Source organism: Pseudochrobactrum mosebachae (assembly GCF_048914685.1).
Lineage (GTDB): Bacteria > Pseudomonadota > Alphaproteobacteria > Rhizobiales > Rhizobiaceae > Pseudochrobactrum.
Map to the genome: position 1 here is coordinate 1,461,255 of NZ_CP128408.1, position 20,232 is coordinate 1,481,486.

Below are 20,232 nucleotides of genomic sequence, written 5' to 3' on the forward strand. Positions count from 1 at the left end.
TCAATGTCTGTGCGTCTTTTTCGTCTTATCAGCACGATTTTTATGCTGAGTGTATTATCGCCCGCCCTGCAAAATGTGCAGGCGCAAGCGACAAATGATAATGCTGTGCAGATTGTCGGCTTTGGCGACAGCCTGATGGCCGGCTACCAGCTGGCACAACAGGATGGCTTTACTGCGCAATTGCAAACAGCGCTCAATGCCGCCGGCTATAAAGCAACAGTTGCCAATGCGGGTGTATCGGGCGACACCACCAGCGGCGGACTGGCACGGCTTGACTGGTCGGTGCCCGATGAAACGCAACTGGTAATTCTGGAACTCGGCGCCAATGATGCGTTGCGCGGTATTGCACCCGAGCTTAGTGAAAACAATCTTGATCAAATGCTGGCGCGGCTGAAAGAACGTGGCATTCCGGTACTGCTGGCAGGCATGGTTGCACCTCCGAATATGGGCGCAGACTATGCGGCAAAATTTAATCCGCTCTATCAAAAACTCGCTGATAAATACGAGCTTAAACTCTACCCGTTCTTTCTTGAAGGGGTGGCCGCAGATAAAACCCTGCTGCTCGATGATGGTATGCACCCTAATCCTGAAGGTGTGAAAACAATTGTGACCGGTATTTTACCAATGGTTAAATCCATGCTCGATCAGGAATCAATTGACCTGAACTGAACCCGCTTTCACAGACAGAGCACAAAATCGGATTCATCTTGCTGACACAATCAGTATGGTATTCCATAGTTGTGAAACACATGATTTGGTAAAAACCGGCAAATTTTATACAAGATGTTAAACTCTGGCGGTTTGAGCAACAAAGCACTTGTGCGATGTGCAGATCAGTGGTTCGCTAACATAAAGTATAGAGCCGGTTTGATTGAACAGGTTCTATGACTGCTGCAAGGCAGACCGCAAATCAATGGTACTGGCTTTGCAGTTTCACATTTTGAGACCATTCCTATTGAGGAGGATGCCATGCCGCGCCTTTTCACTGCTCTTGAAATCTCCCGCGATGCGGCCCTGTCATTGTCTTTATTACGGGGCGGGCTTATCGGCCCCAAAGGTTCCGTCCGCTGGATTGATCCGGAAAAGTATCACATCACTTTACGGTTTATCGGCGATGTTGAAGGCCATGTGGCTGACGAGATCGTGCACGCTTTCGATCGTATCGACCGTCAAAGCTTCACGCTACGCTTGTCCGGCGTTAATGTGTTTGGCAGCAAAAAACCACATAGTATTTATGCCGGCGTTGCCCCATCAGCGGAGCTATCCGCATTGCAGGCAGAAATGGAGCGGATTTGCCAAAGGCTGCGTCTGCCTGCTGATCCGCGCAAGTTCACGCCGCATGTCACTTTGGCACGGTTAAAAAACCTGCCGGATATTCAGCTTGCCCGCTATCTCTCCGAGAGGGGTAATTTCACCACAATACCCTTTACCGTATCGCGCTTTGTGCTGATGTCATCAAAAGAATCCACCGGTGGCGGGCCTTATGTGACAGAGGAGATCTGGCCGCTGCACAATACCGAGGTTGCGGCTAATATTGATGCTCCGCCAAACCTTTCGGCTAGAGCCGATGATTATACTGGTTTTTCGGCAAGTGCCGATAGTCATGTTAGTTTTTCGGCAAGAGCCTCAGCTGCATCCCGCACCATCCGGTAGGCCATATCAAACTCTGCCGTACCACCATAATAAGGATCGGGGATTTCAGCCCCCCGATCAGATGCCGATCCCAGCAAGCCGTCACGCGCCACCGCTGTAAACAGCCCCGTTACTGCCGATGCATCGCTCGGAGCATGCCGGTTAATGGTCATCAGATTGTTCTGGTCCATCCCTAAAATCAAATTGAAACGGTAAAAATCATCCGTCACCAACTGACGGCAGCCTTGCACTGAAATATCCTCGCCATGGCGAGCGGCCACCTCTATCGCCCGGTCATCCGGCGCCTCGCCAGTGTGATAACCATTCGTACCGGCGGAATCGATCACAAATTCACGATCCGGAAAACGCTCCAGCAACACCGCGCGCATCACACCCTCGGCAAGGGGAGAGCGACAAATATTGCCAAGACAAATGAATAATATAGAAAATGGCTGCGGCATAAAAATCCTCTGGTATTCAATATTTCAGATGACCCGGCTATTTATAAAGGCGCAATTTCAAACTTAACTTGATCAAATTTGACTTGGCCTGAAAGATAAAAGAACACAAGATATATCTGTTTCGCTATAGCAGGTATTATAAGCAGATGATGCAATAAGGAGACGATTATGGCGCGCACCCCGCTCTCACCAGATGAAATTAAGAAAGCACTTTCTGCATTAACAGGCTGGGAACTCTCCGATGATGCAACATCAATCCGACATAGTTTTAAATTTGCTGATTTCAATGCGGCTTTCGCTTTCATGACACGCATTGCAATGGCTGCTGAAAAGCTTGACCATCACCCGGAATGGTCAAATGTGTATAATAAAGTTGAGATTATGCTCACGACACATTCAGCCAAAGGTCTCACAAAACTGGACGTTACAATGGCTGGACTGATCAATGATTACGCAAGAAGCCAAGCCGTGTGAGCTGTATTTTACGCTCTATGATGCAGTACTATCTCTTGTAAAATGAAACGCATGCACCATCTGTTGCTGTGAAAGGAATTGCTATGGATGATGTGAAGATTGGTGAAATTTTGCAGCCGGGCTCGGAGCGCGAACAGACCAGCCGTGCGCGTCGTGTCCGTAATAACTTCTGGAAAACTATGAAAAAGGCGGCAGGACGCGTGCCATTCACGCAAGAGCTTGTCGCCTCTTATTATTGCGCACTGGACCCTAAAACACCGCGCCGTGTACGGGCAACCCTGTTGGCAGCACTGGCCTATTTCGTGCTGCCGTTTGACATTGTTCCGGATCTTCTGGTCGGCATCGGATTTACCGATGATATGGCCGTTTTCATGGCTGCTTTTGCTGCCGTGCGCAGCCATGTTACACCCGCCCATTATGCTGCTGCACAAAAATCGCTACAGCAGGAAACTGAAGAAACCGCCAGCAAAATCTGAGCGGCTTCCCCATACCCCTTGTATATTAAGCCATATTTTCAAGAATATGGAATCAAACCCCTACCGGACAAATTATCGCCTTTTTCCTGATGCTGAAGTCTCCGAGACAGGTTGCCAGATGAGAAAACTTGCGTATTTCGCAGGAAAACCGCTCATTTCGTGAAAAACTTCACGGTTTGGTAACCCCGATCAAGTCAAATTAAGACACCAAACGGGACGTGCTTTAACGAGCGTGAATCCCGAATTTTGAGTCTGAAGCAAACGAAAGAGAACCGGTAGGACCTATGCTTGGAAAATCGATCGTCGCGGCTTCTGTGTTCATGATTGGGATGGCAGGTAGTGCACTTGCCCAGTCCCCGAGCCAGATCAGCCAGTTCAACGCCTGGGGCGCTTACAGCTATCAGTCGGGCAACGGTAAGGTGTGCTATGTCCTGTCTGTTCCGACCCAGAAGCAACCCACAACTGTAGACCACGGGGATAATTTTTTCCTCGTCAGCCAGAAGCCAGGCCAGAATGTTTCATTCGAACCGCAATTTATGGCAGGCTATGAGTTACAGGCCAATACTAAGGTGCTGGTAACAATTGGCAATGCACGCTTCACCATGTTTACCAATGGTAAATCCGGCTGGATGGAACATACTGCGGAAGAACCCAAACTGATTGCTGCTATGCGTAGCGGTGCAGATATGGTTGTGAATGCCGCATCAAAGCGTGGTACAAAAACCACTTATACCTATTCGCTCAAAGGCATCTCTGCTGCATTGGCTGCAATTCAGAAATGCCGTTAAAGCAGGCTAGCTTAAACACTGCTAAAGCGGGTTGGTCAGAAATGCCGTTAAAGCAGGCTAGCTTAAACACCGCTAAAGCGGGTTGGTAAGCCCATATAAGACATTTAAAAAGCCGGACATATGTCCGGCTTTTTTATTATATCCACCGGTACAGACCAGGTTTATAGCCTTCTCCTCATAGGCTGCATCTTGATAAAAGCGTGACGCAGCGCCATTTCCATGCTATGAGGCCGCACTTCAGGGCATTCTTGCGGATTTAATCTCAGAACAGCCCCCCGTAAATCATGCAACAGTGCCGTCCATCAGCAAGCTCAACGCAGAAATGTTGTCCTGCTGATACGGCCATGCAATTGTGAGCTATTATACCAGATGTCTATTTCATATGACCTTACCACGCCTCAAACCCGCGATGCTCTGGCAGCAAATGCCCGCGCAATGCTGGCGCCAAAGCCGACCCTGATCGGACTTTCCCGTGAGGAAATCGGTGAGGTTCTGACCGAAATCGGCATACCTGCAAAACAGGTCAAAATGCGTGTTGCGCAGATTTGGAACTGGCTCTATGTGCGCGGCGTTTCAGATTTTGCCGATATGGCAAATATCTCCAAAGACCTGCGCACTGCATTGACCAAAGATTACACGATTGCGCGCCCCGAAGTTGTGGAAGAGCAAATCTCCACCGATGGCACCCGCAAATGGCTGTTCCGCTTTCCGCCACGCGGTGCCGGGCGTCCGGTTGAAATTGAATGTGTTTATATTCCTGAAGAAGGCCGCGGTACTTTATGCGTTTCCTCTCAGGTTGGCTGCACACTCACTTGTTCGTTCTGCCATACCGGCACACAAAAACTGGTGCGCAATCTGACAGCAGAAGAAATCCTGTCACAATTGCTCACAGCCCGTGACATGCTGGGCGATTTTCCTGATGCTAATACGCCTGATGGTGTGGCAGTGCCTGCCGAAGGCCGCAAAATCACGAATATTGTGATGATGGGTATGGGCGAGCCGCTCTATAATTTTGAAAATGTAAAAAAAGCATTGCTGATTGCCTCTGATGGTGATGGCTTGTCGCTTTCCAAGCGCCGCATCACGCTTTCAACATCCGGAGTTGTACCGGAAATTTATCGCACTGGTGAGGAAATCGGCGTTATGCTAGCCATTTCACTCCATGCTGTGCGTGATGATCTGCGTGATATGCTGGTGCCGATCAACAAGAAATATCCGCTGGAAGAGCTGATCAAGGCCTGCCGTGATTATCCGGGTCTATCCAATGCCAAGCGAATTACCTTTGAGTATGTGATGCTCAAAGATGTGAATGACAGTCTGGATGACGCCAAAAAGCTGGTACAGCTCTTGAAGGGCATTCCGGCCAAAATCAACCTTATCCCGTTCAACCCATGGCCCGGCACCAATTACCAGTGCTCGGATTGGGAGCAAATTGAACGTTTTGCCGATTATGTGAATGCTGCCGGCTATGCTTCACCAATCCGTACACCGCGTGGCCGCGATATTCTAGCTGCCTGTGGTCAGCTGAAATCAGAATCTGAGCGGATGCGTAAAACCGACCGGTTAGCATTTGAAGCGATGATGATTGCCAATCACGGCGAAGATTAAAATTACTAGAGCGGTTTACGTTTAAATTGGATCATATAATCCGCTCTAAGTTATTGTTTTTACGCATTATCGTGGCCACCCAATGATGCCATTGGACTACGAAATGCTCTAGAGCGTATTAACGCATCAGAGGTCACATGAATAGCAGCCTGAGCCTGTTGGGTCGTTTTGCGGTTATTACGATTGGTTACGGGCTCGCTATTCTGGCAGCAGGTTTTATGCTGAATGCGCTGATTTTAGCAGCCTTCGGCATTTTGCCTGATCCTGTCAACAATGGTTATAATTCCGGATTTTGGCCAAGCCTGTTGGTTTCAAGCCCGTTTATGGGGCTGATTATCGGTTATTTCGCCTTCTGGCCGGCACTGGTAATGATTATTGCCGGTGAATATTTCAACAAGCGTGACAGCCTGTTTTACAGCCTGTGCGGTTTGGCAATCGGCATTGTGCTCTGCATAGCCGGCTATCAGACCGGCATGGAGAATAGCGATGAAACCATCGTGCTGATGAGCATGGCCGCTGCCGGCATTACCGGCGGCTTTGTTTACTGGCTGGTTGCCGGACGCTGGACAAATATTACATATCAAAACAAGATGCCGGAAGCCTGATAAGCCGACCAGAGCGGGTAACGCTCAGTTTGGATCGCAACGCTCGCTTGAGATTCTTAAGTTATCGTCCTTCACTATCAAGTTGATTCAATTTGATAGTGAAATGCTCTAGCTTTGCTGTTTACTTGCCATCCGCCAGCAAAATTTTTAAAGCAAAGACTGAAAATACACCCGCAAAAACATAATCGACCCAACGTGTGACTGTCGGGTTCTTTTTCAATAGCCCTGCAAATTTATCCGCAGCCAGAATCATCGGCACAACCACCGGCAAGGATAGGGGGATAAAAGACAGGCCGAGAAAAAACAATTTACCTGATGCATGCGGATCATGCGCAGAAACAAATTGCGGCAGAAACGTCATATTGAACAATATGATCTTAGGATTGAGCAAGTTAATGCCTAAGCCTGTTGCCCAGTTTTGAAACAATGTGTGCTGTTTGCCGCTGCTCTCTTCAGGCGAAAAGGCGGAGCCTTTACGAATGGCCTGAAAAGCCAGAAACACCAGATATCCGGCACCAACCACTTTTAGCACCCAAAACGCACTTGGCGAGGCAATGATCAATGCCGACAGGCCGATTGCCACCATGGTTGCATGTACAACAATGCCACTGGATGCGCCTGCCATACAGGCAAAACCGGCTGCGCGCCCTTCAGATAAGGAGCGGCCGACAAACAATGTCATATCAGGGCCCGGAGTGATCGACAAAATAAATGTCGCGATCGCAAACTGCACCATTACCGGCCAGTCTGGAATAAAGGTCAAAGAATTTATGAATGACATGGAGATGCCCCGAAGCAGGTGAGTTTTGCCAAGCTAACGCAGAAATAATGGTTTGCGAACTACTATTGCGGTTTTCATGTAAATATTCATAAACCGGCAAGCTCATTGATCAAGATGTCTTGCTTCACGTCGCCCAGATGATAAAAGACGAGATAGAATAATAAACCGCTGTAATGCGGCAACCATCTCATCAGCCGTAGCGGCGCCGTACTGGACACATAAAATGAACAATTGGAAAGACGTTAAGAAAGTCGTGCTCGCTTATTCCGGCGGTCTCGATACTTCAATCATTCTCAAGTGGCTGCAGACCGAGCTCGGTGCTGAAGTTGTCACCTTTACCGCTGATCTTGGTCAAGGTGAAGAGCTGGAACCGGCACGCAAAAAAGCTGAAATGCTCGGCATTAAAGAAATTTTTGTTGAAGACGTACGCGAAGAATTCGTCCGCGATTTCGTTTTCCCGATGTTCCGTGCCAATGCCGTTTATGAAGGCGTATATCTGCTTGGTACATCGATTGCGCGCCCGCTGATCTCCAAGCATTTGATCGACATTGCCAAAAAGACCGGCGCAGATGCGATTGCGCATGGCGCCACCGGTAAAGGCAATGATCAGGTTCGTTTTGAGCTTTCAGCCTATGCTCTGAACCCTGACATTAAAATTATCGCGCCTTGGCGTGACTGGACTTTCAAAAGCCGTACAGATCTGCTCGATTTTGCTGAACAGCATCAGATTCCGGTTGCAAAAGACAAGATGGGCGAAGCCCCGTTCTCGGTTGATGCCAATCTGCTGCATTCTTCATCAGAAGGTAAAGTGCTCGAAGATCCGGCTGTTGAAGCTCCTGAATATGTGCATATGCGCACCATCTCGCCGGAAGCTGCACCAGACAAACCAACCATCATCAAAATCGGCTTTGAGCGCGGTGATGCGGTTTCGATCAATGGCGTGCGCATGTCGCCGGCCACCTTGCTCGCAGCCCTCAATGATTATGGCCGTGACAATGGCATTGGCCGTCTCGACCTCGTTGAAAACCGCTTCGTTGGCATGAAATCCCGTGGTGTTTATGAAACACCAGGCGGCACGATCTTGCTCAGCGCCCACCGCGCAATTGAAAGCATTACGCTTGACCGCGGTGCAGCACATCTTAAAGACGAGCTGATGCCACGTTATGCAGAGCTGATCTATTACGGTTTCTGGTACTCACCGGAGCGCGAAATGTTGCAGGCAGCAATCGATCTCAGCCAGCAGCATGTTGAAGGTGAAGTGACCCTCAAGCTCTATAAGGGCAATGTGATTGTTACCGGCCGTGAAAGCGATAAATCGCTGTATTCAGACAAGCTGGTGACATTTGAAGATGACCATGGCGCGTATGATCAGAAAGATGCAGCGGGCTTCATCAAGCTCAATGCGTTGCGTTTGCGCACTTTGGCGGCCCGCAACCGCGGCTAAATTACCCAGCCCGCAACCGCGGCTAAGTAAATCAGTCCGCAACTGCGGCTGATTATATGCTTGCAATAAACCAAAACAGCCGGAGCAATCCGGCTGTTTTTTAATTTAGAGCGTTTTTACTTTTCTTTGAGGCAGCAAGACCGGTTCCCACTTTTCCTGAAACTGCTCTAGAGCGGGAAACGTTCAGGTTGGATCGCAGCGCTCGCTCTAGATTTTAGCTTTTTCGCATTGTCAAACCTATCAAGTTGATTCAATTTGATAGTGATATGCTTTAGCTTGTATCAGTTCACTGCAATAAACACCGCGCCATAATGCAGCGCTGCACCTGTGACCACAAAGCCGTGCCAGATAGCATTTTGAAAGCGCAGCCGCTCCCAGACATGAAAAATAACCCCGAGCGAATAAATGATGCCGCCTGCGGTGATCAGCATAACCACAGGCGCTGAGAGAAACTGCAAGAGCTGATCATAAATCAGCACACCACTCCAGCCGAGCGCCAGATAGAGCAGGATAGCCAGCCGGTCAAAACGACCCGGCAACATAAGTTTCAGGGTAATACCGCACAATGCTATCAGCCAGACCAGCGCTAGATGCCAGCCTGCTCCCTCACCCATTTTCATAATAAACGGCGTATATGTACCGGCAATCAGCACATAAATCATGGAATGATCAAAGCGGCGTAAAAACTGCTTCACGGGTGAAACCGGCCAGATATTATAGACTGCAGAAATACTCAGTGCCGCCACAAGACTGAGCACATAAACCAGTGTGGCAATATAAAGTGCTGGTGAGGTCTGCCCGGCAAAATACCAGAGAATGGCCACCGCACCGCCGACTGCCAGCGTGACGCCAACCACATGCACAATACCATCAGCCCATAATTCGGCCTTGTCATACATACGGACAACCGAGGCTTCAGCTCTTTCTAAAATAGTATTCATATCTGACCGCCTGCTTAAATAGATTGAGCGTGAGATCTGGTTATTATAAGTTTTACTGCCAGACAGAGTATGCAGCACAATGATTATAAATTCATGACGAGAAAACGACGGAATTGCATCAGAGAAAACCTTAGCGCGCGCTCAAATATATCTATGGACTGCGATATTTGGCAATTCCGCTTTGCATAACAAGATAATAAAAAGCCGCCTGCACCGGTTCCGGTCACAAGCGGCTTGAAAAACAAACGATTTTAACGCTGTGAAATATCAGCGCGTCTTTGCTGAACACGCGACAGCTTGCCAGTATTTGTGACTGATTTTTTAACCGATTGCGTTGTCATCGGGTCAGTCTGTGAAGCAACATCAACCGTATTAGTAAGCACTGCTGATGAAGCCGTGGCCGCAGCATTTGCCGGTTTGGCTTCAATAAATGCTGTTTGCACAGAATTCGGGCCTTTACGCAGCCCCGTTTCTTCAAGCAGACCTTTACGCTTGGCATCATAATAATAGCCGCGTGCGTAGAATCTCACGGCCTGCGTTTCATTACCGCCTGCCACCTTATAGGCGCCCGCCAGATATTTAACCGCATAGCGCAGATTGGTATTGGCATTGAGCAAGCCTTGCGGGCTGCCCTGATAGCCCATACCGCGAGCCGTGGCATGGCTAATCTGCATCAAACCGAAATAAGGCCCGTTACGGGCCGCAGGATTATAACGGCTCTCGCGCTGGACAACACGGTGAACCAAACGCTCCGGCACCTGATAGGCGGCAGCATATTGACCAATCAGATTATGCAATTGCGGTTTACTGTTGGCTGCAATTTCTGCGCGCGCCTCAACGAGGTGATTGGCTGTGCCGGATTTTGTAACACCAGTATATTTTACTTCGCCCGGCATATTGTGGTCGCCAGCCGGCAAAGACGGGGTTGCGCTGGCAATCAATGCCTCAGTGGCAGCTTGGCGAAACATTGGCAACGGTACTGCTGACGGTAAAACCGGATCAGCGGCATCGGTTGCCGCTAAGGCCAGAACCTGCATTTGTGCCGGATCGGCCGCATCTGCAGCTTTGGTTGCAGGCGTGCCTGCAACGGTTTTAGCAGCATCAGCCTGCGCACTCATCTCGCTTTGCGGTGCAAGATCTTTAGCAGTAACTTTGGGATCATCCATTGTTGTACAGGCAGTAAGCGCAAATGCGCCACCCGCTAAAACAACAATACGCAGTGCCGGAATTGAAGATGTGGTTAGCCAGAACAACCGCATCAGACACCTAAATCGCTGTTGATACGCTCTTCAAGCTCAACCAGATCATCCGGCACCGGCAGACCGCTGGCACGCATCGCATTGAGCTTTTCACGGATAGTTTCTGCCAGCTCATGGGTATCTTCAGGCTGATTGACCATCTGCTCAAATAGCAAAGCAATTTCTGCCTTGATCTCTTCGAATGCCATCGGGCGACCCTTTTTGTTATCTGCGTTGGCCATAAGAGATAATCCCTGACCAACGTATAGAGCAAAACACACATACAGACCGCTAAAGACCGGCCATAGATCGTGCTTTGCGCATGTAATAAAAATCGTCACAAAGCCCTAAGATTGTGGCTTTGCCTTATGGTAGAGATAATATTTACAGGGTTTCCGCCTGCCCGACCAGCGGTAAAATGCAAATTCAGCTCACGGATCAGACAACTTTTGTTGTCAGATGTCCGATAGCGTCAACACCACCTTCTAAAATATCACCGCGCGCAACTGCGCCAACACCGGCAGGCGTGCCAGTGAAAATCAAATCTCCCGCCTGCAATTCATATAATGTTGAGAGCACTGCAATCGTTTCCGGCACCGACCAGATAAGCTGGTCAATATCGCCTTGCTGCACGGTTTTACCATTTACCTTCAGCCAGATAGCCCCCTTTTGCGGATGCCCGGTCCGGCTTGCCGGCACCAATGCTGAACAGGGTGCAGAATGCTCGAAAGCCTTGGCGGTTTCCCATGGCCTGCCCTGTTTTTTGGCCTGTGCCTGCATATCGCGGCGGGTCATATCAAGGCCAACAGCATAGCCAAAAATATACTCATTGGCCTGTGCCGCGGGAATGTTTTTTCCACCTTTTTGCAGCGCCACCACCAGCTCGATTTCATGATGCACATCATTGGACAAAGGCGGATAAGGAAAATGGCCGTTTCCGCTCACCAGATTGTCCGGATTCTTCTGAAAGAAAAATGGCGGCTCACGATCGGGATCATGCCCCATTTCACGCGCATGATCCGCGTAATTACGCCCTACACAATATATACGATGAACCGGAAAATGCTTGTCACTTCCCTCTATCGGTAGTGTCACCGGCGCGTGAGCAGGGAAGAGCAGTGTATCAGGCATCAATGTCTCTCATCTTTAACTATTTAAGAAAGTTAAGGATAAGCCTACAGGAAAGTTTCAATCCTGCAAGATAAAGTCAGCCGGTTGAGAGCACTGTATGACGACTTGCGCATTGGGGATATCATTAGCCAAGGCACGCGCTTTGGCAGCCTCATAATCCGCACCGTGATCAAGCCAGCGGCGGATAAGTCGTTGTTGCAATATCTCTTCAGGCACCTGCAAAAACACGCTCAGATCAAAATAATCCGGCAAACATCGCCATGCCGGTTGATTGAGCAAGAGATAATTGCCCTCCACCAGCAAGATACGGTGTTGCAATGTCACCATGGCTGCTCCTGCACGCGCCAAATCCATAGCGCGGTCAAAAACCGGTATTGTCACATCCTGATCAGCCGCTTTCAAACGCGCCAGCAAGGCGGTGAAACCATCAATATCAAATGTATGCGGTGCGCCTTTGCGGAGCCTGTCACCACGGGCATCCAAAATCATATTGTCATAATGAAAACCATCCATCGGCACCACAATAGCCGGTGGCTGATGATCAAATCCGGCATTTATCTGCCCGCATAATTGTTCTGCCAATGTGGATTTTCCGGCAGCCGGTGCGCCAGCAATCGCCACGATCAGCCGTGGTGTTGATGCTGCACGCAGCAGTATTTCAGCGACCAGCGCATCGCGGCTGATAAATCGTGACTGTGTCATCAGGCCGCCAGCATTGCATCGGTTGGTGTAAGCGCGCCGGTCATCAATGCCACCGCATCAGACATCGAGCATTGCGCCGGATTAATTACCGCAAGCCTTTTACCCAGCCGGTGCACATGCACCCGATCGGCCACCTCAAACACATGCGGCATATTATGAGAAATCAACACAATCGGCATCCCGCGTGATTTGACCTCTTGAATGAGGTCAAGCACACGGCGCGATTCTTTAACCCCCAGAGCTGCGGTCGGCTCGTCCATAATAATTACTTTGGAACCGAACGCTGCTGCGCGCGCCACGGCCACACCCTGCCTTTGACCACCGGACAGAGTTTCCACCGATTGTGAAATATTCTGAATTGTCATCAGCCCAAGTTCTGAAAGCTTATCACGGGCGACCTGTTCCATTTTCTTATGATCAAGCTGGCGGAACACGCTGCCTAAAATACCTTCTTTGCGCAATTCACGCCCGAGAAACATATTATTGGCAATCGACAGTGCAGGCGATAATGCCAGATTCTGATACACGGTCTCAATACCTGCTGTGCGCGCAGCAATCGGCGAGCGGAAAGTAATCGGTTTACCGTCGAGAAAAATTTCGCCCTCATCAGGCTGAATAGCCCCCGACAACGCCTTGATCAGGGAGGATTTTCCCGCGCCATTATCACCGATAACCGCCAGCACTTCACCCGGATAAAGATCAAAATCGGCATGATCCAGCGCTGTCACGCGGCCATAGCGTTTAACAAGTCCTTTTGCCGACAATACCGGCTGAACCAAATCTCTCATGCCGCAGCCTTTCTGATCCACTGGTCGATGGCGACAGCCACAATAATCAGCACACCAATCAGCAAATATGTCCATTGCGGATCAGTGCCCCACAGCCTCAGCCCCAGCGAAAACACCCCAACAATAAGCGCACCGAATAAGGTACCAAGAATTGAGCCGCGTCCGCCAAACAGCGAGATACCGCCGATCACCACCGCAGTAATTGATTCAATATTTGCAAACTGGCCGGAAGTTGGAGAAACCGAGCCCAGACGACCAATCATGGCCCAGCCAGCCAGTGCACAGATCAGACCGGCAATAATATAGACCGACATCAGCACCGGTTTAACGCGCACACCGGAAAGCTGTGCAGCCTCCGGATCATCACCAATCGCATAGACATGGCGCCCCCAAGCCGTATGGTTGAGCACATACCACAGCAACAACACCAGCAGCACCATAGCGATCACACCATAGGTGAAAACCGCACCGCCAAAGCGGATATTATTGCCAAAGAATTGCAGGATCGGTGCTTTTTCACTGATCTCCTGTGCCCTGATCGTCTCATTGGCAGAATATAGAAAATTAGTAGCAAGCACGATCTGCCACATACCAAGCGTGACAATGAACGGTGGCAATTTCCAGTAGGCTATGAACCAGCCATTGAAGAAACCACACAGGGCTCCAACCGCAAAGCCGCATATAATCGACAGTTCAGGCGGCAGACCATAGCGGAATGTAAACTGTCCCATCACCACAGAGGAAAGCACCATAATCGCCCCGACCGACAGATCGATACCTGCGGTGAGGATAACCAGTGTCTGCGCTGAAGCAATAATGCCGGTAATAGCGACTTGCTGTAAAATCAATGTCAGAGCAAAAGCTGAAAAGAATTTAGATCCGACCAGCACCGCAAAAATTGCCAGTGACATGATCAGCACAATTAAGGGTACCGCCGCGGGATTTTGATGAAGGGTCGTGCGCAGCCTGTATAAAAGATTGCGCTCTTCCATATCAAAACTGGCAACACCGGACGCACTGTTCGCAAGTGCTTTTTCAAACTCCTGCGGTGTCTGTCTGGTATCAGCCTGCGGCGTTCTCAATGTTTCAGTCATGAAGATTTCCGGTTTACGACAGTTTGCGGAAAAGGAACCGGCATGATCAAAATAAGCAGAACACGCCGGTTTATGTTTCAGGCATTTGGTGCGTTAATTACAGGGATTACAGGTTAACCCCAGCACTTTGCCAGACCTTCTTTGGTGTCAATCGACGGCACACCTTCAACCGGCTGATCGGTTACCAGCATCACACCGGTATCGACAAAGGTTTTACCATCGGTCGGCTTTGGCTTTTCGCCAGTGTCAGCGAATTTTTTAATCGCCTCAATGCCCAAAGTCGCCATTGCCATCGGATATTGCTGTGCAGTGGCGCCAATCACACCATCAGCTACGTTTTTAACTCCGGGGCAGCCGCCGTCGATGGAAACCAGCAGCACTTCTTTTTCACGGCCGACGGCTTTAAGTGCTTCATAAGCACCGGCAGCAGCAGGCTCGTTAATGGTGTGCACAACATTGATATTCGGCTCTTTTTGAAGCAGGTTTTCCATGGCGCGGCGGCCACCTTCTTCATTGCCATCGGTCAGATCGCGACCGGCAATACGCGGATCATCTTCATCACCCAGCACATCCTTGTTCTTAGGATCAATGCCAAAACCAGTCGCAAAGCCCTGATCGCGCAGCACATCAACACTTGGCTGCATAGCGGTCAGATTGAGAAAAGCAACTTTAGCATCCTTGGCTTTATCGCCCAGACGACCAGCTGCCCATTTGCCAACCAGCTCACCGGCAAGAAAATTGTCGGTGGCAAATGTGGCGTCAGCGGCATCCGCAGGCTCTAGCGGTGTATCAAGCGCGATGACCAGCATACCGGCATCACGTGCCTGTTTCAGTACCGGCACAATGCCTTTGGTGTCTGAAGCGGTGATGAGGATACCCTTTGCACCATCTGCAATACAGGTTTCAACCGCTGCGATCTGGCTTTCAGTGTCGCCGTCAATCTTGCCGGCAAAGGCTTTAAGATTGATGCCCAGCTCTTTCGATTTGGCCACCGCACCTTCTTTGATCTTCACAAAAAACGGATTGGTATCAGTTTTGGTAATCACACATGCGGTGACATCAGCAGCCTGCACACTCACACTTGCAGCGCCCAATGCCAGCAAGGCAAAAGCAGAGGTAAGAATAGTTTTTTTCATGAACTCCTCCCAGAGTCATTTAAATCGGTAAAGCCGGCAAAGTGGTAAATTCATAAATCCGGCAAATCTGCACCCTATAAATCTCTTCAACCCGAGCGCCGCCTTGCGACTGCAGCCGATGAGAAATTTATTGCTCCCAGAAAAATACTCCAACCGGACGCATGGAACCACGGCTTTTCCGACCTGTCAATTAATAAATCCACTTGATTTATTAATTCGCTGTGCCAGTCTTATCCTATCGTGCCAGCGATAAAGCCCCAGATTATTAATGGCAGCATCACTGGCTAAGACCTATAAAAGTCCGCAAATCCAACAAACCAAAGCTTTACTTCAAAGATAATTAAACTATTCCAATACTTTAACCGAACCGCTCCTAACAGGATCATACATGCACTATCCGCAAAGCGCGCCCCTTGATGTTGAAATCATCAGTCGTGGTTCAGACCAGACGGGTGTGCGCGCCTATAATGAGCGGTTGATCCTGTCTGTTGTACGCCGTCACGGCGCGATGCCGCGCGCAGATATTGCAAGAACCACAGGTCTTTCAGCACAAACCATATCGGTTATTATCCGCAATCTTGAGCAGGACGGTTTATTGCTGAGCGGTGAAAAGCAGCGCGGCCGTGTCGGCCAGCCAAGCCAGCCAATGCTGCTTAACCCGGACGGGGTATTTGCTTTTGGTCTGAAAGTTGGCCGCCGCAGTGCCGAACTGGTGCTGGTTGATTTTTTAGGCACTATCCGCGCCAGCCTGCACCAGACCTATCGCTGGCCGGTGCCGGATGATATTTTGCAATTCACGCGCAATGGCATTGCTCAATTTACCGCCCAGCTCTCGCCTTCTCAGCAAAACCGCATTGCAGGCCTTGGCATTGCCATGCCGTTCGAGCTGTGGAACTGGGTCGAAGAGGTTGGTGCGCCAGCCGCAGATATGCAGGCATGGCAGACAATTGATGTCAGCCAAACTTTGCGGCAGCAGCTGCCCTTTCCGGTTTTCATTCAAAATGATGCCACGGCCGCCTGCGGCGCCGAGCTCACTTTTGGCACTGGCACAGATTATGCTGATTATGTGTATTTCTTCATCGGTTCTTTTATCGGCGGCGGGGTCGTGTTGAACAATACACTTTATGCCGGGCGTAGCGGCAATGCCGGTGCGCTGGGCTCAATGCCAATGGGCAACACCATTCCCGCATCATCAGCGCAATTGCGCCCCGCCCAGCTGATCGACACTGCATCACTGTTTATTCTTGAGCGTAGCCTGCAGCAACATGGCACCGATACCAGCCCGCTCTGGGCTGCCCCTGAAGGCTGGGATATTTTCAGCCCTGTACTCGACGACTGGATCCTGCTGACAGCGCGCAGTTTAGCCCATGCTATTTCATCAGCCGCTTGTGTCATCGATTTTCCGGCAGCTATTATTGACGGCTGGATGCCGCAAAGCCTGCGTGCCAAAATTGTTGCGGCCACCCGCGATGAAGTTGCATTACTGAATTTGCAAGGGATTATTCCGCCTGCCATAGTTGAGGGCAGGGTGGGTATGCATGCCAAAGCACTGGGCGCAGCACGGCTGCCAATCTTCAGCCGGTATCTGTTTGATCAGAATGTTCTTTTCAAACACATACAATAAAGGCAGCTTAACAAACTTGAACGCCAAGCAAGACTTGCGCAGTATGAATGCTGCACGAGTTTACTCTCGCTTCATAGCTTTGCCTTTAATATCTGCCATCAAAGCGGAACCGGTTCGCTGCCACTGCATTTATCTCTTTAAGCCCGTCTTAATCGTCAGGACACAGTCAGACCATGAGTATTACAACCATCAGCACTACGCCTTATCCCGATCAAAAACCGGGCACTTCTGGCCTGCGCAAAAAAGTGACGGTGTTTCAGCAAGCCCATTATGCTGAAAATTTTATCCAGTCGATTTTTGACAGTCTTGAGGATTATCAGGGCAAGACTCTGGTGCTGGGCGGTGACGGTCGCTTTCTCAACCGCACGGTCATTCAAAGTGTTATTAAAATTGCCGCCGCTAACGGTTTCGGCAAAATTCTTGTTGGTCAGGGCGGCATTACCTCAACACCTGCCGCATCCAACCTGATCCGGCAATATAAAGCATTTGGCGGCATTATTTTATCTGCAAGCCATAATGCCGGAGGTCCGCAAGGCGATTTTGGAATTAAATTCAATATCAGCAATGGTGGCCCCGCACCGGAAAAGCTGACTGAGGCGATGTTTGCACGCTCTCAAATCATAACCAGCTACAAGATTGCCGATTGCGCCGACATTGATATTGATACGATCGCCAGCCATCAAATCGGCAGCTGTACGGTTGAAATTATCGATCCGGTCAAAGATTATGCGGCTTTGATGGAAAGCCTGTTTGATTTTGCGGCCATTCGCAGCCTGCTGCAATCGGGCTTTACCATGCGCTTTGATGCCATGCATGCAGTGACGGGCCCTTATGCAACAGAGATTTTTGAAAAACGCCTTGGTGCCAAAGCCGGCAGTGTTTTTAATGCTGTGCCACTGGAGGATTTTGGCGGGCATCATCCGGATCCCAATATTGTTTATGCGGATACGCTTTATGAAGAACTGATGTCGGCCAATGCACCGGATTTTGGTGCCGCCTCTGATGGCGATGGCGACCGCAATCTGATTATCGGAAAAGGCATTTATATTGCCCCGTCTGATTCTCTTGCTGTGCTGGCAGCCAATGCGCATCTGGCTCCGGCTTATAAACAAGGTATTGCAGGCATAGCCCGCTCGATGCCAACCAGCTGTGCTGCCGACCGCGTGGCAGAAAAGCTCAATATCGGCCTGCATGAAACCCCGACCGGCTGGAAATTTTTCGGCAATTTGCTTGATACCGGCCTGATCACGATTTGCGGTGAAGAAAGTGCGGGCACCGGCTCTGATCATATTCGTGAAAAAGACGGTTTATGGGCTGTTCTCCTCTGGCTGAATATTCTGGCAGTGCGCAAACAATCCGTTCAAACCATTATGCATGAGCATTGGCAGAGCTATGGCCGCAATTATTATTCACGCCATGATTATGAAGAAGTGGCCAATGAGGGTGCCAATGCGCTGATTGATGCGCTGCGTGCCCGATTGCCGGCACTAAAAGGTACAGATCTTCAAAACATGCGGATTGAGGCTGCCGATGATTTTGCCTATCACGATCCGGTCGATCACTCTGTCAGCAAGCATCAGGGTATCCGCATCTTGTTTGAGGGCGGCTCCCGTCTGGTGGTACGCTTATCCGGAACCGGCACTGCCGGTGCGACCATCCGTATTTATCTTGAGCGCTATGAAGCCGATGCCAACAAGCATGATCTAGAAACGCAGGCCTCTCTTGCACCCCTCATTGCTGCGGCCGCGGAACTCACACAGATCAGCCATTTTACCGGACGCGACAAGCCAAGTGTGATCACCTGAGCGCTTGAGCTCTTTCAATAAAAAACCCCGCTCTCATGCATGAGAGCGGGGTTTTTGAATTTGAACATACAGAGTAATTATTCAAACACGATTTTAGGTGCAACCCGCCCACTGTCGCCCTCAATCTGGCTCCAGATTTTGGCTGCAATATCGCGATAGACCAGCGCATGCGCACCGGACGGATCTTTAACTGTGACAGGCATGCCGGCATCAGACATTTCGCGGATTTCCATATGCAGCGGCACTTCGCCGAGGAATGGCACATTCAGCCGCTCAGCCTCACGCCGCGCTCCGCCATGACCAAAAATATCATAACGGTTGCCGGTATCAGGCGCGATGAAATAGCTCATATTTTCAACAATGCCGAGCAGCGGTACATTGACCTTGGCAAACATATGCAGCCCTTTGCGGGCATCGATCAGTGCCAGATCCTGCGGTGTTGAAACAATAACCGCACCAGCAAGCGGTACTTGCTGCGCCATGGTCAGCTGGGTATCGCCGGTGCCCGGCGGCATATCAACCACCATCACATCCAGATCCCCCCATTCCACTTCACGCATCATCTGTGTGAGCGCCGACATCACCATCGGGCCGCGCCAGATCATCGGGGTTTCTTCTTCAACCAGAAAACCCATTGACATAACTTTGATGCCGTAATTGTTCATCGGCTTCATGATGCGGCCATTGGTGGTTTCAGGTCTGCCGGTAATGCCCAGCAAACGCGGCATGGAAGGGCCATAAACATCAGCATCCAGAATACCGACCTTAAGACCAAGCGCCTGCAACCCCAGAGCAATATTGACCGAAGTCGTGGATTTACCGACCCCGCCTTTACCTGAGGCAACAGCAATAATCTTTTTAACACCGGGAATACCGGGCTTAACCTGTACTTGTGGGGTATGTGCAGGACTATGCGCCTGAGGGGCCGCAGGACGTGGCGCCTGAGGGGCTTGTGCAGGTGTCGACGTCGGGCGGCGATGTTGCGGCGCATCATCACTGGTGCGTCCGCCTTTACGCTCTGCGGTTAAGGTCACCAGTGCACCGGCAACACCCGGAATATCCTTCACCAGCTTTTCGGCGCGCAAACGCAGCGGTTCCATCGCCTGCGCCCGATCGGCCGGCACAGTGATTGAAAAGAATACTTTATTATCAGCAATAAAAATATCTGAAACCAGTCCGAGGCTGACAATATCGCCTTCGAAATCAGGCCCCGTAACCTGTTTCAATTGCGCTAAAACCGCCTCTTGCGTGATTTGCGACATGCCTCACACCCCGTAAAATAAAATCTTCATCATTGCCGGCATAACAGTCACCCGTTAGCGGCCTGTTATGTCGAGTGTTTTATATTTTCAAACATAGCCTTATCCGAAAGGCGGAGAAGTTTTCAGTGCTATGCTTAGAGCATTTTACGCATAAGAGAAAGTTATCTTAAATGCTTTACGCGCAAAGCTCTGTGACATCATGAGGCATCATCACTTTAATCCCGATACAGCCAACATGGTTA

General features: G+C 50.1%; 20 protein-coding genes and 1 pseudogene. 10 read left to right on the forward strand and 11 right to left on the reverse strand.

Features of this window, described 5'->3' with window-relative positions; all coding sequences use genetic code 11:
• Positions 1–3: 3 nt before the first annotated feature.
• Both MP213Fo_RS06630 and thpR read left to right on the forward strand, forming a co-directional pair.
• Positions 4–669 (forward strand): arylesterase, encoded by a 666-nt coding sequence (locus MP213Fo_RS06630; protein ID WP_421090838.1) that lies wholly within the window; start codon positions 4–6, stop codon positions 667–669.
• Positions 670–969: 300 nt separating this feature from the next.
• Complete coding sequence (thpR, locus tag MP213Fo_RS06635; protein ID WP_421090839.1) at positions 970–1,653, forward strand: RNA 2',3'-cyclic phosphodiesterase; 684 nt, start codon at positions 970–972, stop codon at positions 1,651–1,653.
• Here thpR and MP213Fo_RS06640 read toward each other — a convergent pair.
• Positions 1,602–2,093, reverse strand: coding sequence for a low molecular weight protein-tyrosine-phosphatase (locus tag MP213Fo_RS06640; protein WP_421090840.1), 492 nt, complete (start codon positions 2,091–2,093; stop codon positions 1,602–1,604). The two genes, thpR and MP213Fo_RS06640, sit on opposite strands and share 52 nt — an antisense overlap.
• A gap of 168 nt (positions 2,094–2,261) precedes the next feature.
• On the opposite strand from MP213Fo_RS06640, the gene MP213Fo_RS06645 reads away from it, so the two are divergent.
• From MP213Fo_RS06645 to MP213Fo_RS06665, 5 genes are all read left to right on the forward strand, one after another.
• Positions 2,262–2,567 carry a 4a-hydroxytetrahydrobiopterin dehydratase gene (locus tag MP213Fo_RS06645; RefSeq protein ID WP_421090841.1) on the forward strand — a complete coding sequence of 102 codons (306 nt, stop codon included), beginning with the start codon at positions 2,262–2,264 and terminating at the stop codon, positions 2,565–2,567.
• Positions 2,568–2,650: 83 nt separating this feature from the next.
• Positions 2,651–3,043, forward strand: coding sequence for a YkvA family protein (locus MP213Fo_RS06650; RefSeq protein ID WP_421090842.1), 393 nt, complete (start codon positions 2,651–2,653; stop codon positions 3,041–3,043).
• 284 nt (positions 3,044–3,327) lie between these two features.
• On the forward strand, positions 3,328–3,831 hold the full coding sequence (locus MP213Fo_RS06655) for an invasion associated locus B family protein (RefSeq protein WP_421090843.1): 504 nt from the start codon (positions 3,328–3,330) through the stop codon (positions 3,829–3,831).
• A gap of 369 nt (positions 3,832–4,200) precedes the next feature.
• Positions 4,201–5,439: a 23S rRNA (adenine(2503)-C(2))-methyltransferase RlmN gene (gene rlmN, locus MP213Fo_RS06660; protein WP_421090844.1), complete on the forward strand. Its 1,239-nt coding sequence runs from the start codon at positions 4,201–4,203 to the stop codon at positions 5,437–5,439.
• 137 nt (positions 5,440–5,576) lie between these two features.
• A complete protein-coding gene (locus MP213Fo_RS06665; RefSeq protein WP_421090845.1) occupies positions 5,577–6,044 on the forward strand; it encodes a hypothetical protein in 468 nt (155 codons plus the stop codon).
• A 121-nt stretch (positions 6,045–6,165) separates the two neighbouring features.
• Here MP213Fo_RS06665 and MP213Fo_RS06670 read toward each other — a convergent pair whose 3' ends face one another.
• Complete coding sequence (locus MP213Fo_RS06670) at positions 6,166–6,825, reverse strand: LysE family translocator (RefSeq protein ID WP_421090846.1); 660 nt, start codon at positions 6,823–6,825, stop codon at positions 6,166–6,168.
• Positions 6,826–7,048: 223 nt separating this feature from the next.
• Here MP213Fo_RS06670 and MP213Fo_RS06675 point away from each other — a divergent pair, with 223 nt between their 5' ends.
• A complete protein-coding gene (locus MP213Fo_RS06675) occupies positions 7,049–8,269 on the forward strand; it encodes an argininosuccinate synthase (RefSeq protein WP_421090847.1) in 1,221 nt (406 codons plus the stop codon).
• Positions 8,270–8,550: 281 nt separating this feature from the next.
• On the opposite strand, the gene trhA is transcribed toward MP213Fo_RS06675, so the two are convergent.
• From trhA to MP213Fo_RS06715, 8 genes and pseudogenes are all read right to left on the reverse strand, one after another.
• Positions 8,551–9,210 (reverse strand): PAQR family membrane homeostasis protein TrhA, encoded by a 660-nt coding sequence (trhA, locus tag MP213Fo_RS06680; RefSeq protein WP_421090848.1) that lies wholly within the window; start codon positions 9,208–9,210, stop codon positions 8,551–8,553.
• Positions 9,211–9,632: 422 nt separating this feature from the next.
• Positions 9,633–10,469, reverse strand: a pseudogene (locus MP213Fo_RS06685) (transglycosylase SLT domain-containing protein); the annotation flags it as partial.
• Positions 10,469–10,657, reverse strand: coding sequence for a hypothetical protein (locus MP213Fo_RS06690; RefSeq protein ID WP_421091050.1), 189 nt, complete (start codon positions 10,655–10,657; stop codon positions 10,469–10,471). The pseudogene MP213Fo_RS06685 and the gene MP213Fo_RS06690, both read right to left, overlap by 1 nt.
• A 229-nt stretch (positions 10,658–10,886) precedes the next feature.
• A complete protein-coding gene (locus tag MP213Fo_RS06695) occupies positions 10,887–11,579 on the reverse strand; it encodes a fumarylacetoacetate hydrolase family protein (RefSeq protein WP_421090849.1) in 693 nt (230 codons plus the stop codon).
• A gap of 57 nt (positions 11,580–11,636) precedes the next feature.
• The gene (locus tag MP213Fo_RS06700; RefSeq protein WP_421090850.1) at positions 11,637–12,281 is read right to left on the reverse strand and encodes a nucleoside triphosphate hydrolase; all 645 of its coding nucleotides are present in this window, start codon (positions 12,279–12,281) and stop codon (positions 11,637–11,639) included.
• Positions 12,281–13,069 (reverse strand): ATP-binding cassette domain-containing protein, encoded by a 789-nt coding sequence (locus tag MP213Fo_RS06705; protein WP_421090851.1) that lies wholly within the window; start codon positions 13,067–13,069, stop codon positions 12,281–12,283. Before MP213Fo_RS06705 ends, MP213Fo_RS06700 begins: the two co-directional genes overlap by 1 nt.
• Positions 13,066–14,163: an ABC transporter permease gene (locus MP213Fo_RS06710; protein WP_421090852.1), complete on the reverse strand. Its 1,098-nt coding sequence runs from the start codon at positions 14,161–14,163 to the stop codon at positions 13,066–13,068. Before MP213Fo_RS06710 ends, MP213Fo_RS06705 begins: the two co-directional genes overlap by 4 nt.
• A 113-nt stretch (positions 14,164–14,276) precedes the next feature.
• Positions 14,277–15,299, reverse strand: a complete 1,023-nt coding sequence (locus MP213Fo_RS06715) for a substrate-binding domain-containing protein (RefSeq protein WP_421090853.1) — start codon at positions 15,297–15,299, stop codon at positions 14,277–14,279.
• A 388-nt stretch (positions 15,300–15,687) separates the two neighbouring features.
• Between MP213Fo_RS06715 and MP213Fo_RS06720 the strand changes: the two genes are divergently transcribed.
• Positions 15,688–16,923: an ROK family transcriptional regulator gene (locus MP213Fo_RS06720; RefSeq protein WP_421090854.1), complete on the forward strand. Its 1,236-nt coding sequence runs from the start codon at positions 15,688–15,690 to the stop codon at positions 16,921–16,923.
• Between the two features lie 173 nt (positions 16,924–17,096).
• Positions 17,097–18,728 carry an alpha-D-glucose phosphate-specific phosphoglucomutase gene (locus MP213Fo_RS06725; protein ID WP_421090855.1) on the forward strand — a complete coding sequence of 544 codons (1,632 nt, stop codon included), beginning with the start codon at positions 17,097–17,099 and terminating at the stop codon, positions 18,726–18,728.
• 77 nt (positions 18,729–18,805) lie between these two features.
• Here MP213Fo_RS06725 and MP213Fo_RS06730 read toward each other — a convergent pair whose 3' ends face one another.
• Positions 18,806–19,990, reverse strand: a complete 1,185-nt coding sequence (locus MP213Fo_RS06730) for an Mrp/NBP35 family ATP-binding protein (RefSeq protein ID WP_421090856.1) — start codon at positions 19,988–19,990, stop codon at positions 18,806–18,808.
• Positions 19,991–20,232 lie beyond the last annotated feature (242 nt).